The 12,173-nt window shown below is 68.3% G+C and carries 12 protein-coding genes; 9 read left to right on the forward strand and 3 right to left on the reverse strand.

The window, feature by feature from the left end; all coding sequences use genetic code 11:
• Positions 1 to 26 precede the first annotated feature (26 nt).
• Together MNI96_RS15455 and MNI96_RS15460 are read right to left on the reverse strand one after the other, a co-directional pair.
• Positions 27 to 659 carry a 2-dehydro-3-deoxy-6-phosphogalactonate aldolase gene (locus MNI96_RS15455; protein WP_249694586.1) on the reverse strand — a complete coding sequence of 211 codons (633 nt, stop codon included), beginning with the start codon at positions 657 to 659 and terminating at the stop codon, positions 27 to 29.
• Positions 656 to 1,603, reverse strand: coding sequence for a 2-dehydro-3-deoxygalactonokinase (locus MNI96_RS15460; protein ID WP_249694588.1), 948 nt, complete (start codon positions 1,601 to 1,603; stop codon positions 656 to 658). Before MNI96_RS15460 ends, MNI96_RS15455 begins: the two co-directional genes overlap by 4 nt.
• A 114-nt stretch (positions 1,604 to 1,717) precedes the next feature.
• Between MNI96_RS15460 and MNI96_RS15465 the strand changes: the two genes are divergently transcribed.
• From MNI96_RS15465 to MNI96_RS15505, 9 genes are all read left to right on the forward strand, one after another.
• A complete protein-coding gene (locus MNI96_RS15465; RefSeq protein ID WP_249694590.1) occupies positions 1,718 to 2,641 on the forward strand; it encodes a dihydrodipicolinate synthase family protein in 924 nt (307 codons plus the stop codon).
• Entirely contained in the window at positions 2,638 to 3,807 is a 1,170-nt protein-coding gene (locus MNI96_RS15470; RefSeq protein ID WP_249694592.1) for a mandelate racemase/muconate lactonizing enzyme family protein, read from the forward strand. The genes MNI96_RS15465 and MNI96_RS15470 overlap by 4 nt, the downstream gene beginning before the upstream one ends.
• A gap of 21 nt (positions 3,808 to 3,828) precedes the next feature.
• Entirely contained in the window at positions 3,829 to 5,106 is a 1,278-nt protein-coding gene (locus tag MNI96_RS15475; RefSeq protein WP_249694594.1) for an ABC transporter substrate-binding protein, read from the forward strand.
• A gap of 89 nt (positions 5,107 to 5,195) precedes the next feature.
• The gene (locus tag MNI96_RS15480; RefSeq protein ID WP_249694596.1) at positions 5,196 to 6,104 is read left to right on the forward strand and encodes a carbohydrate ABC transporter permease; all 909 of its coding nucleotides are present in this window, start codon (positions 5,196 to 5,198) and stop codon (positions 6,102 to 6,104) included.
• A gap of 13 nt (positions 6,105 to 6,117) precedes the next feature.
• On the forward strand, positions 6,118 to 6,948 hold the full coding sequence (locus tag MNI96_RS15485) for a carbohydrate ABC transporter permease (RefSeq protein WP_249694598.1): 831 nt from the start codon (positions 6,118 to 6,120) through the stop codon (positions 6,946 to 6,948).
• A gap of 3 nt (positions 6,949 to 6,951) precedes the next feature.
• Positions 6,952 to 8,058 carry an ABC transporter ATP-binding protein gene (locus tag MNI96_RS15490; RefSeq protein ID WP_249694600.1) on the forward strand — a complete coding sequence of 369 codons (1,107 nt, stop codon included), beginning with the start codon at positions 6,952 to 6,954 and terminating at the stop codon, positions 8,056 to 8,058.
• On the forward strand, positions 8,058 to 9,047 hold the full coding sequence (locus tag MNI96_RS15495) for an NAD-dependent epimerase/dehydratase family protein (protein WP_249694602.1): 990 nt from the start codon (positions 8,058 to 8,060) through the stop codon (positions 9,045 to 9,047). The genes MNI96_RS15490 and MNI96_RS15495 overlap by 1 nt, the downstream gene beginning before the upstream one ends.
• The gene (locus tag MNI96_RS15500; protein ID WP_249694604.1) at positions 9,023 to 10,753 is read left to right on the forward strand and encodes an SMP-30/gluconolactonase/LRE family protein; all 1,731 of its coding nucleotides are present in this window, start codon (positions 9,023 to 9,025) and stop codon (positions 10,751 to 10,753) included. Before MNI96_RS15495 ends, MNI96_RS15500 begins: the two co-directional genes overlap by 25 nt.
• Positions 10,750 to 11,517, forward strand: a complete 768-nt coding sequence (locus MNI96_RS15505) for an SDR family NAD(P)-dependent oxidoreductase (protein WP_249694606.1) — start codon at positions 10,750 to 10,752, stop codon at positions 11,515 to 11,517. The genes MNI96_RS15500 and MNI96_RS15505 overlap by 4 nt, the downstream gene beginning before the upstream one ends.
• Before the next feature lie 9 nt (positions 11,518 to 11,526).
• Here MNI96_RS15505 and MNI96_RS15510 read toward each other — a convergent pair whose 3' ends face one another.
• Positions 11,527 to 11,886, reverse strand: coding sequence for a DMT family protein (locus tag MNI96_RS15510; RefSeq protein ID WP_249694609.1), 360 nt, complete (start codon positions 11,884 to 11,886; stop codon positions 11,527 to 11,529).
• Positions 11,887 to 12,173 lie beyond the last annotated feature (287 nt).

A 12,173-nucleotide genomic window follows, 5' to 3' on the forward strand; every position in this document is an offset into this window, starting at 1 on the left:
GGTGAGGGTCCCGAAGGGAGGAGCGGTCAGTTTCCGGGAAAGGCCTTGCGGGCGGCAGCAATGAGGCCTTGTGCCTTGTCCGCAAGCTGGTCGAGGGAGATGCCCGGCCGGTAGAGAGAGGAGCCGAGGCCGAAGCCGCTGGCGCCGGCCTGGCACCAGGGCGCCATCGTCGTGGTGTCGATGCCGCCGACGGGAAGCAGCAGCGCCTCTTTCGGCATGACGCTGCGCCAGGCCTTGAGCGCGCGCGGCTCCATCGCCTCGGCCGGGAAGAGCTTCAGCGCGTCCGCCCCCTGGCGCAGCGCGGCGAAGGCCTCGGACGGGGTGGCGACGCCCGGAAGCGTCGCGAGCCCGCTCGCCTGCGCCTCAGCCACCACGTCGGGAGCGTAGTTCGGCGCGACCATCAGCCGGCCGCCGACATCGGCGAGCCGGCGGCACTGGTTCGGCTCGAGCACCGTTCCTGCGCCGATCAGCGCCCGCCCGCCGTGGGACTTCGCCAGCTTGTCGATGCTGGCGAAGGGATCGGGCGAGTTGAGCGGCACCTCGATGATGCGGAAGCCGGCCTCGAAGAGGACGTCGGCGACATCGGTGATTTCCGCCGGGGTGACGCCGCGCAGGATGGCAATGAGCGGGCAGGCGGCAAGCGCTTCGCGCAAGGTCATGTCAGGTCTCCCATGGCCGCGGCGAGGATCTGCCGGGCACCGTCGATCGCGGCATGGTCGCTCCCCTCAACGACATCCAGCCCGAAATGGCGGGCGACGACGGCATAGCGGCGGTTGAGCCCGTCATTGCCGACGATGCCGATGCGCTCGCCGCTGGCGAAGAAGCCGCAATTGCGGGCCTGGCGGAACTCCTGCGCGATCAGGAGCCCGGAGACGTAGTCGCGAATTTCGCCAGGGGCAAGCTTGCCGGCGAGCATGCCGGTACGCGCGGCAAAGACCAGCGAGAGCATGGCATCGCCCTCTGCGCCTTCCGGCGAGCCGTCTTCGATGCCGCGCTCGAAGGCGGCCATGTCTTCCCCGGCATGTTCCGAGCCGGCGGCGCGGGCAATGAACGAATGCTGCGTCAAAAGGGCGAAGAACTCGCCGGTGACGAAGGTGCGAAAGCCCGAGATCCGTCCGCCGGCAACGCGGGCCCACTTGCTGTGAGTACCGGGCAGGACGAGCGTTGCGTCCTTTTCCAGGCCGAAGCCGACGATCTGGGTCTCCTCGCCGCGCATCACATCGGGGAAGGGCGCGCGGGCCGGATCGTTGATGCCGGCGAGCAGGATGGCGCGCGAGCCGTTGGAAAGGGTGCGCGTGACCGTACCCCGCGCAAGGTCTTCGAGCGAGCACGGGCAGGGGACATAGGGCACCTCGATCCAGCCGTTGCGGCTGGTGACCATGCCGACCAGCACGATGTCGAGCGCTCCTTCCGCCTCCAGCCAGGGCGCGAGCAGGGCAAGCAGCCGGGTCTCGAACGCATGCTTTTCCACAAACTGGATGCCGTCGCCCGTCTCGATGCGGTCGCGCTGCGTGCCGTCGGCGGCGAGCAGCACCGCGCGGAAGGAGGTGGTGCCCCAGTCGACCACGACATGCGGCGCATTGAGGGCGGAGGGGGAGGGCATGAATCGGTCCTTTCGGGGAGCGGCGGTGGGTCGAGCATTCATGCTTGTCTTAGCCGGAGAAACAAGATAGTGTCAATTTATGAAACATAGTCTCACATATTGGACATAGACGACATGACTGATCTCGCCGGCATCCTTCCGGTTCTCCCGACGCCCTTCACGCAAGACGGAAAGGTGGATCTTCCGGCGATGCGCCGCCTGGTCCGCTTCGCGCTCGATTGCGGTGTGGACGGCGTCGTCTTCCCGGGTTTCGCCAGCGAGGTGGAGCAACTGGAAGCGGGCGAGCGGGCCGAGCTGCTGGCGCTGGTGGCGCAGGAGGCCGGCGGCAAGGTGCCGGTGGTCGCCGGCGCCAGCGCACCGAGCGCCGCGGACGTGATCGTCCATGGCCGCGTGGCGGCCTCCGTCGGCGTCACCTGGCTGATGATCCAGCCGCCGGTCGCCATCGGCCGCGAAGCGGCGGCGGTGACGGCGTTCATGAGCGAGGTGGCGGCCGGCCTGCCGGAGGCGCGTATCGTGCTGCAGAACGCCCCGGCGCCGCGCGGCTCCGACATTGCGCCGCAGACCCTGGTCGAGGTGGCGCGTGCCGTGCCGCAGATCGCCTATGTCAAGGAAGAGACCCTGCCGGCGGGACCGGCGATCAGCCATCTGCTCGCCCATCGGCCGCAGACGCTGGCCGGCGTCATCGGCGGCGGCGGGGCGCGCTACATTCTCGACGAATATGCGCGCGGGGCCTGCGCGGCCATGCCCGCCATCGAGATTGCCGACGAGCATGTCGCGCTCGACCGGGCCTGGCGGGCCGGGCGCATCGCCGAGGCGCGGGAGATCTATGTGCGGACCCTGCCGCTGCTGACGCTGCAGGCCGTCTACCGGATGCGCCTGACCAAGCATGTGATGATCCGCCGCGGCGTGCTGGAGAACACCGTGGTGCGCGCACCCACGCCGGAGCTCGACGGCCCGGCGAGCGCGGATATAGATGCCAACCTTGCGGCGCTCGGCATCGGCGCGCCGCAGGCGGCTGTCGCCGGGGGCGCCCGATGAGCGACGCTGTCCGCAGCATCGAGGTCTTCACGCTGACGCAGACGCGGGACAAGCCCTATCTCGGCGCGGCCCGCAAGGGCGAGGAGCCGAATGCGCGCGGCTATCTGGTGCGCAAGGGCAACCGCACCGTCTATCCGACCTTCGACCGCAGCGTGCTCTTGCGCATCGAGACCCGCGATGGTGTTGTCGGCTGGGGCGAGACCTACGGCCTCGTCGCGCCCGGCGCCGTTGCCGAGATCGTCAAGGACCTGCTCGCCGACTTTACCATCGGCCGCGATCCGACGGGCCCCTCGGCCATTTACGACGACCTCTACGACCTGATGCGGGTGCGCGGCTATACCGGCGGCTTCTATGTCGACGCGCTGGCCGCCATCGACATCGCCCTGTGGGACATTGCCGGGCAGATCGCCGGCAAGCCGGTGGCGGAGCTTCTGGGCGGCGACCGCTCGAAGACCATCCCCGCCTATGTCTCGGGCCTGCCCGAGGCGACCCGCAAGGCCCGCGCCGAGCTCGCCTTGTCCTGGCAGGCGCGCGGGTTCGATGCGTTCAAGTTCGCAACGCCGGTCGCCGACGACGGGCCGGCGGCGGAGATGGAGTCCTTGCGCGCGGCGCTGGGCCCCGATGCGCGGATCGCCGCCGACATGCACTGGAACCAGACGGCCGACGAGGCGCTGGCCCTGATCGAGACGATGAAGCCGCACGGGCTGTGGTTCGCCGAGGCGCCGGTCTACACCGAGGACATCTCCGGTCTGGAGCGGGTCACGAACGGTACGGACGTGCCGATCGCCGTCGGCGAGGAATGGCGCACGGTCTGGGACATGCGCCACCGGGTGGAGCGCTGCCGCATCGCCATCGTCCAGCCGGAGATGGGCCACAAGGGCATCACCAACTTCACCCGCATCGGCGCGCTGGCGGCGGAGCGGGGCATCGAGGTGATCCCGCACGCGACCATCGGCGCGGGCATCTTCCTGGCCGCCAGCCTGCAGGCGAGCGCATCGCTGCCGACGCTCACCGGCCACGAGTTCCAGCATTCGATCTTCGAACCTAACCGGCGCCTCCTTGCAGGTGACATGGACTGCGCGGACGGCGTCTACCGCCTCCCGACCGGTCCAGGTCTAGGGGTGCGCCCGTCGGAGGAAGCGCTGCGCCTGATGCAGCGGATATAAAAGCCAAGTGGAGGAAACGCGATGACCACGACTTTCGGACGGTTCGTCAGGACCGCGACCGCAGCTGCCATGCTCTCGGCGACGATGCTGTCGCCGGCGCTGGCCGACACGACCCTCAAGTTCGTCTCCTGGCAGGTGGACGATGCCGGCACCGGCGACTGGTGGAAGGCCGCCATCGCCGCCTTCGAGGAAGCCAATCCGGGCGTGAAGGTGGAGTTCACCAAGGTCGAGCGTGCGGCCTATGCCGACACGATGACGACCCTGTTCGCCGGCGGCCAGCCGCCGCATATCGTCCACCTCGCCTCGTTCGAGTTCCAGTCCTTCGCCGAGAACGGCTGGATGGAGAACCTCGGCCCCTGGCTCGACAAGGACGGCATCGACATGACCGGCTGGGCCGGCCAGGGCAAGTGCATGTGGAACGGCGAGACCGCCTGCATCATGATGAACTACTTCGGCTTCATCATGGCGTACAACAAGGCGATCCTGGAGAAGGAAGGCCTGTCGGTCCCCACCACCTATGCCGAGTTCCTCGAGGTCGCCCGCAAGACCACCAAGGACTTCAACGGCGACGGCATCACCGACCAGTACGGCACCGGCCACGAGACCAAGGGCGGCGCCGGCCAGTATCTGACCGAGATGCTGAGCTACATCCTCGACGCCGGCGCCTACTGGACCGACAAGGACGGCAACATCACCATCGACACGCCCGAGATGGTCGAGGGCCTGACCCGCTGGAAGACCGTCGTCAAGGAAGGTCTCACCCCCATCGACCTGTCCGCCGGCGACATCCGCAAGCTCTTCGCCGACGGCAAGATGGCCCTGCGGCTGGACGGCCCCTGGCTCTACGGCATCATGCAGAAGGGTGCGGCGTCCGCCGACACGGCGGTCGCCGAGCCGGCCTTCAGCCCGCCGGTGGGCGGCTCGTCCAACGTGCTCGGCATGGCGAGCGAGATTTCGGACGAGGAAAAGGCGCTGGTGTGGGACTTCATCAAGCTGGTGATGTCGCCCGAGTGGCAGCGCAAATACGCCACCATCGGCAAGAACACCCCGCCGAGCCCGGCGGCCGACGTCTCCGGCGTCGAGCAGGAGGTGCCGCACTTCCCGCTGCTGATCAAGACGATGATGGCGGCCTCCGATGCCGGCGTCGACCGCATCCCGACGGGCCTTGAGATCCAGTACAACGAGTTCGGCAAGATGGTGCAGGAAGAGGTCCAGCGCATGCTGATCGAGGATCTCGATCCGGCCGAGGTGGTCAAGGTCATGCAGGAGCGGGCCGAGACCATCAAGAACGGCGGCTGACCGCCTATCCGCAGCCGGCCCCTTTCGCAGGGGCCGGCTTGTCTTTTTCGTTCCTGCGCCGCGGCGCTGCGCCCGCGGCAGGAGGTTGCATGTCCCGAGTCCGGCTCTTCGATCTGGCCAGGCCGAGCCGTCAGCATCTGCTGGGCTACATTCTGCTCACCCCCGCGGTGCTGCTGGTCGGCCTGATCATCGTCTATCCCCTGATCATCTCGATCGACCTGTCGCTGCAGGCGGTCAAGCTGCCGCGCATCGGCGCCCCGCGCGCGCCCTTCACCACGGCCAATTACGAGCGGCTGTTCGCCTCCAGCGAATTCTGGATGGCGTGCTGGGTGACGCTGAAGCTCGTCGTCGTCGTCACGGCCGGCAGCCTGATCACCGGCGTCTCGACCGCGCTTCTGGTCAACAACCGGTTCCGCGGACGCACGCTCGCGCGCCTTGCCATGGCGCTGCCCTGGGCGGTGCCGGAAGTGATCGCGGTGGTGATCTTCGCCTGGATCTTCGACAGTTCCTTCGGGCTGATGAGCTGGCTGCTGGTCACGCTCGGCCTCTCCGACGGCATGGTCGCCTGGGTGTCGACGCCGGGCGCCGCCTTCTGGGCGGTGGCGATCACCATGATCTGGAAAGGCTACCCCTTCGTCTCGATCATGACGCTGGCCGGCCTGCAGTCGATCCCGACCGACTTCTACAATGCCGCCAAGGTCGACGGCGCCAACGTCTTCCAGCGCTTCCGCTGGATCACGCTGCCGCTCCTGATGCCGGTGCTCGGCGTCACCCTGGTGCTGGTCATCCTGTGGGTGTTCCGCGACTTCTCGATCATCAAGGTGCTGACCGAGGGCGGGCCGCTGAAGTCGACCCAGACCCTGTCGATCATGACCTACGACCAGGCCTTCGGCTTCTTCAACTTCGGCTATGCCTCGGCGGTGGGTGTCGTCACGCTGGTCATCTGCGTCGTCGCGAGCCTGTTGCTGCTCGGCCGCCAGACCCGCGCCATGTATTGAGAAAGGGGATCCCATGAACCGCACACCCCTGCAAAGCCTGGCGCTCTACGGCACCGTCGTCCTGCTCGCCGCGCTGATCCTGTTTCCGGTCTACTGGCTGCTGGTGACCGCCGTCTCCACCTCGGCGGACCTGTCGCAGCTGCCGCCCAGCTTCTGGCCGGACGAGGCCCAGTGGGGCACCTTCGCCAAGGTCTGGGAGGAGCGGCCGATCCCGCTCTGGCTGCTCAACTCGATGCTGGCGGCCATCGGCTCGGTCACCCTGTCGATGGTGGTCTCGGTGCTGGCGGGCTACGCCCTGTCGCGCTTTACGATCCGCGGCGGCCATTCGCTCGGCCTGTTCATCCTGACGGCGAAGATGCTGCCGGCGACCCTCTTGGTGATCCCGCTCTTCTCGATCTTCCGCAACTTCGGGATGATCGGCAGCCTGTGGACGCTGGTGCTGGCGCATTCGACGCTGATCATTCCCTTCACCACCTGGATGCTGAAGGGCTATTTCGACACGATCCCGCGCGAGCTGGAACAGGCGGCGATGGTCGACGGCTGCTCGCCGATGGGCGCGATGGTGCGGGTCGTGCTGCCCGTCGCCACCCCCGGACTGGCGGCGACCTCGCTCTATGCCTTCGTGCTGAGCTGGGCCGACTACGCCTATGCGCGGACCTTCCTCGTCAATGCACCCGACAGCTGGACCGCCAATCTCGGCATCACGACGATGCGCGGCGAATACAGCACCGACTGGAACGAGATTTCGGCCGCGGCCGTCTTCGTCGCCGTTCCGATCATCGTCATCTACCTGTTCCTTGAGCGCTACCTGGTCGGCGGACTGACCGCGGGCGCGGAGAAGTAATCCATGGCCAATATCTCCATTCGAAACGTCCACAAGAGCTACGGCGCGCACGAGGTGCTGAAGCCGTTCTCGCTCGAGATCGCGGACGGCGAATTCATCGTGCTGGTCGGCCCGTCCGGCTGCGGCAAGTCGACCATGCTCAAGATCCTGGCGGGCCTCGAGCCGGCGACCGGCGGCGACATCCATCTCGGCGAGCGGGAGGTCACCGACCTTGCTCCCGGCGACCGCGACATCGCCATGGTGTTCCAGAACTACGCGCTCTATCCGCACCTGACCGTGCGCGAGAACATCGGCTTCGGGCTGAAGATGCGCGGCACGCCCAAGGCCGAGATCGAGCGCCGGGTGCTGGAGGCCGCGCGCATCCTGGAGGTGGAGAAGTATCTCGACCGCCGGCCGAAGGACCTGTCCGGCGGCCAGCGCCAGCGCGTCGCGCTGGGCCGCGCCATCGTGCGCCAGCCGCAGGCCTTCCTGATGGACGAGCCGCTGTCCAATCTCGACGCCAAGCTGCGCGTCCACATGCGCGCCGAGATCGGCGCGCTGCACAAGCGTCTCGGCGTCACCACGGTCTATGTCACCCACGACCAGATCGAGGCGATGACCATGGCCGACCGGGTGGTGATCATGCGCGACGGCGAAATCCAGCAGATCGCCGATCCCGACACGCTGTTCCAGCGGCCCGACAACCTCTTCGTCGCCGGCTTCATCGGCTCGCCGGGCATGAACTTCCTCTCCGCCGACGTGGAGCGCTCCGCCGGCGGGGCGGCGATCACCCTGTTCGGCAACCGGATCGCCGTCGACGAGGCGCGGCTCGCCGGCGCCTCGACCGTCATCGCCGGCATCCGGCCGGAGCATTTCCACCTCGGCGAGGGCCCCGCGACCTTCACAGTCCGTCCCAGCCTCGTCGAAAGCCTCGGCTCGGAGAAATACGTCTATTTCGACGGCGGGGCGCATATGGTCTCGGCCGGCGAGAGCGAGGACGACACGTCCAAGGGCCTGATCGCTCGTCTCGCCCATTCCGGCCCGATGGCGGAGGGGCAGGATCTCGTCCTGTCCTTCGACCCGGCCGAACTGCATCTCTTCGATGCGGTGAGCGAAAAGGCGCTGCGCTGATGCTGGTTCTCGTCACGGGAAGCTCGGGCCGCGTCGGTCGGGCGGCGGTTGCGGCGCTGCGCGCCGCCGGACACCGGGTGCGCGGCTTCGACCTGCGCGCGTCCAATCTGAACCAATCAGGCTCCGATCTCGACGAGGTGGTCGGCAGCTTCGATGATGCCGAGGCCTGCGCCCGCGCGGTTGCAGGCGTCGAGGCGGTGCTGCATCTGGGCGCCTTCATGTCCTGGGTGCCGGCGGAGCGCACGGCGATGTTCCGCGCCAATGTCGAGGGAACCAGGGTGCTGCTCGATGCGGCGGCGCAAGCCGGCGTACGCCGTTTCGTCTTCGCCAGCTCCGGCGAGGTCTATCCGGAGAATGCGCCGCTGTTCCTGCCCGTCACCGAGGAGCATCCGCTGCGGGCGAACAGCCCCTATGGCCTCACCAAGCTGCTGGGCGAGGATCTCGTCTCCTTCCACCAGCGCATCGGCAGTTTCGAGACGGTGATCCTGCGCTTCTCGCATACGCAGGATGCCAGCGAACTGCTCGATCCCGACAGCTTCTTCTCCGGCCCGCGCTTCTTCCTGCGCCCGCGCATCCGCCAGCAGGAGCGCATGGGCAATACCGCTGTCGCCGAACTGCTGCGCGCGGCCGATCCCGGACGGCCCGCCCATGTGCTGGCCCGAAATGCCGCCGGCAAACCGTTCCGGATGCACATCACCGACACCAGGGATATGGTGAAGGGCGTGCTGCTGGCGCTGGAATCGGACCGGGCTGCCGGGGGGATCTTCAATCTGGGGGCGAGCGACCCCGTCGATTTCGAGCGGCTGCTGCCGGCCATGTCCGAAATCACGGGATTGCCCGTCGTCACCGTTGACCTGCCCGGCGCCGGCGTCGATTACCAGACCTCGAACGCAAGGATACGCGAGACGCTGGGGTTCGAGCCGGAATGGACGATCGATCGGATGTTGCAGGAGGCGGCGCGGACATGGCGGACGCGAGCACAGGCCTGAGCCAGTCCCGCAAGGACGTCCCCTCCGGCACGGCGGCGCTCGCCAAGGGCCTGACGCTGCTCGACATGGTGGCCGATGCGGAGACGCCCTTGCGCTTCGCCGACCTGCTGCGCCAGTCCGGCCTGCCCAAGCCGACCTTCGCGCGCATCCTGCGCACGCTGATCGCCTTCGGCCTCGTGCGCCAGAACGAGGAGCGCGGCACCTATGTCATCGGGCCGCGCTTCCTGGAGCTGTCGCACCGGGTGTGGGACACGTTCGACCTGCCGACCGCCGCCGCGCCCGAGCTGGAGCGCCTGTCGGCCGAGCTCGGCGAGACGGTGGCGCTGTGCCGTCTCGACGGCGACCAGGTGCAGTATCTCGACGAGCGTTCGGGCGACGGTCTCGGCGTCCGGGTCGACACCGGCCGGCGCGTGCCGTTGCATTGCACCGCCGCCGGCAAGGTGCTGGTCGCCTTCCAGGAGCCGGGCTTCGCCCGCGCGCTGCTCGAGCGCCTTCACCTCGACCGCTATACCCCGCGCACCATCACCACGCTGGAGGCCTTGCAGGCCGACCTGACGCTGACCCGCGCGCGCGGATACTCGGTCTCCTACGAGGAGCACCTGAACGGCGTGAACTCCGTCGCCGTCGCCATCGCCGGCAAGGACGGTACGCCCATCGGCGCGCTGGTCGCGCTGGGCCCGTCGTCCCGGCTGGACACGTCGCATATCCACCCGGTCGGACGCGAGCTGATCGCCGCCGCCCGCAGGATCACGGGCGCTGCCGGCGCCATCGCCATCAGTTCCCGCCCGCGTCCGCGCACCAGCCAGTCGCAGACGCCGGCCGATCTCGCCTGCGTCCTGCCCTGGGGCGCGCAGCTCGGCGAGGCCCCGGTCTGGGACCCGGTCGCCCGCAGTCTTTACTGGGTCGATATCCTGCACCCGGCGGTCTACCGCTTCGATCCGTCGAGCGGGCTCAACGAGACCTGCGAGACCGGCAAGCTGGTGAGCGCAGTGATGCCCTGCGCCGACGGCTCGCTGGCGGTGGCGACACAGGACGGCATCGAGTTCCTGGACTTCGCCTCCGGCACGTTGCGGCCGCTGGTCGACCCGGAAGCGGGCATCCCCGAGAACCGTCTGAACGACGCCAAGGTCGGCCCCGGCGGGGCGATCTGGGTCGGCTCCATGCGGCTCGACGCCAGCAAGCCGAGCGGCGCGCTCTACCGGGTTTCCGCCGACGGCACGGTGACGCGCAAGGAAAGCGGCATCTCGGTCAGCAACGGCATGGCCTGGAGCCCGGACAACCGGATCTTCTACTTCGTCGATACGGTGCCGGGCCTGATCTACGCCTACGATTTCGAACCCGGCAAGGGCGTCCTCGGCAACCGCCGGGTGCTTGCGCGCATTCCGGAAGGCGAGGGGCGCCCGGACGGCATCGCCGTCGACAGCGAGGGCGGCGTGTGGTGCGCGATCTGGGACGGCTGGCGGGTCAACCGCTACCTGCCCGACGGGCGCCACGAGCGCAGCATCGAGCTTCCCGTTCCCCGGCCGACCAGCGTCGCCTTCGGCGGCGCGGACCTGGCGACGCTCTACATCACCAGCGCCCGCACGCGCCTGCCGGCCTCGACCCTGTCCGAGGCGCCGCTGTCCGGCGGCCTCTTCGCCTGCACCCCCGGCCTTTCCGGCGTGCCGATCACCCTGTTCGACCGCAAGGGCCGGGACGCTGCATGAGCCCGCTCGAGACGATCTTCGGACTTCAGGGCCGTGTTGCGCTGGTCACCGGCTCGAGCCGGGGCATTGGCGCTGCCATCGCCGCCGGGCTTGCCGGAGCGGGGGCCACGGTCGTCGTGCACGGCCAGAGCCTGGAAGCGACCGCAGGAACCGTTGCCGCCATCGAGGCGAGCGGCGGAACGGCGCTCGCCCTTGCCGCGGACCTTGCCGAGCGCGGCGCGGGCCGCCGCCTGGTGGAGGAGGTGGAGGCCCGGCTCGGGCATCTCGACATCCTCGTCGTCAATGCCTCGGCGCAGGTCAATGCCGAGCTCGCCGATCTCACCGAGGAGGACTTCGACCTGCAGGTGGCGGTCAACCTGCGCTCGACGGTGGAGATGCTGCAGGCCGGCCTGCCGCGCATGGCCGCACGCGGCTGGGGCCGGGTCGTCAGCATCGGCTCGATCAACCAGCTGCGGCCCAAGGCCATCGTCACCGCCTATGCCGCCACCAAGGCCGCGCAGCACAATCTGATCCAGAGCCAGGCGCGCGACTATGCCCGCCATGGCGTGCTGCTCAACACGCTGGCACCGGGGCTCGTCGACACCGACCGCAATGCGGGGCGCAAGGCGGCGGATCCGCAGGGCTGGGACGACTATGTCCGCACGCTCAACTGGATGGGGCGGGCCGGGCAGGCCGACGAGATGGTCGGCGCGGCGATCTTCCTTGCCTCCGATGCCTGCAGCTTCATGACCGGCGAGAGCATCGTCCTGTCCGGCGGCTACTGAGCGGTCCGGTCAGGGCTTGTAGAAGATCAGCCCGGCGCCGGCGACGATCAGCGTGAAGCCGGCCAGATGCGTCCAGCGCAGCGGCTCGCCCAGAAACCAGATCGAGAACACGGCGAAGACGCTGAGCGTGATGACCTCCTGGATGGTCTTCAGCTCGGCGGCGCTGAAATAGCCGTGGCCGATGCGGTTCGCCGGGACCTGCAGCACATATTCGAAGAACGCGATGCCCCAGCTCGCCAGGATGACGACGAGAAGCGGCGAGCTCTTGAACTTCAGATGCCCGTACCAGGCGAAGGTCATGAAGATGTTGGAGGCGAGCAGCAGGCCGATCGTGGCGAAGGGCACGTAGGAAAGATTGGCAAACGGCATCGGAGGATCCACCGCCAGCGCAAGGACACGCCTGCCGGACGGCGCGGTCGCCCGGTGCGGCATCGATCCGGACAGTCCGGCTCGGTCGCGTTTCCCGCGTCGAGAGCAGGGAAACGGACCGATTCGACGGCAGGAAGATAGCGCCGTTTGCCGCGCGCGGAAGAGGCAAGCGTATCTCCGCCCGAGGGAAACACTTAACCCGCGGATGCGGCGGGCGTTATTCTCGACCGGCGGGCGAATTGCGGCTAAGAGTGTGTCCGTCCGTTGACCCGTTTCTGCAAGGCAGT

It is taken from the genome of Stappia sp. WLB 29 (assembly GCF_023507705.1).
In the GTDB taxonomy this organism is placed as follows: domain Bacteria; phylum Pseudomonadota; class Alphaproteobacteria; order Rhizobiales; family Stappiaceae; genus Stappia.

What these genes read in the sequence shown, in the direction of transcription:
- MNI96_RS15505 (WP_249694606.1), top strand. Translation starts at nt 10,750, where the DNA reads ATGAGCCCGCTCGAGACGATCTTCGGACTTCAGGGCCGTGTTGCGCTG.
- MNI96_RS15485 (WP_249694598.1), top strand. Translation starts at nt 6,118, where the DNA reads ATGAACCGCACACCCCTGCAAAGCCTGGCGCTCTACGGCACCGTCGTC.
- MNI96_RS15455 (WP_249694586.1), bottom strand. Translation starts at nt 659, where the DNA reads ATGACCTTGCGCGAAGCGCTTGCCGCCTGCCCGCTCATTGCCATCCTG.
- MNI96_RS15470 (WP_249694592.1), top strand. Translation starts at nt 2,638, where the DNA reads ATGAGCGACGCTGTCCGCAGCATCGAGGTCTTCACGCTGACGCAGACG.
- MNI96_RS15480 (WP_249694596.1), top strand. Translation starts at nt 5,196, where the DNA reads ATGTCCCGAGTCCGGCTCTTCGATCTGGCCAGGCCGAGCCGTCAGCAT.
- MNI96_RS15465 (WP_249694590.1), top strand. Translation starts at nt 1,718, where the DNA reads ATGACTGATCTCGCCGGCATCCTTCCGGTTCTCCCGACGCCCTTCACG.
- MNI96_RS15510 (WP_249694609.1), bottom strand. Translation starts at nt 11,886, where the DNA reads ATGCCGTTTGCCAATCTTTCCTACGTGCCCTTCGCCACGATCGGCCTG.
- MNI96_RS15500 (WP_249694604.1), top strand. Translation starts at nt 9,023, where the DNA reads ATGGCGGACGCGAGCACAGGCCTGAGCCAGTCCCGCAAGGACGTCCCC.
- MNI96_RS15490 (WP_249694600.1), top strand. Translation starts at nt 6,952, where the DNA reads ATGGCCAATATCTCCATTCGAAACGTCCACAAGAGCTACGGCGCGCAC.
- MNI96_RS15475 (WP_249694594.1), top strand. Translation starts at nt 3,829, where the DNA reads ATGACCACGACTTTCGGACGGTTCGTCAGGACCGCGACCGCAGCTGCC.
- MNI96_RS15495 (WP_249694602.1), top strand. Translation starts at nt 8,058, where the DNA reads ATGCTGGTTCTCGTCACGGGAAGCTCGGGCCGCGTCGGTCGGGCGGCG.
- MNI96_RS15460 (WP_249694588.1), bottom strand. Translation starts at nt 1,603, where the DNA reads ATGCCCTCCCCCTCCGCCCTCAATGCGCCGCATGTCGTGGTCGACTGG.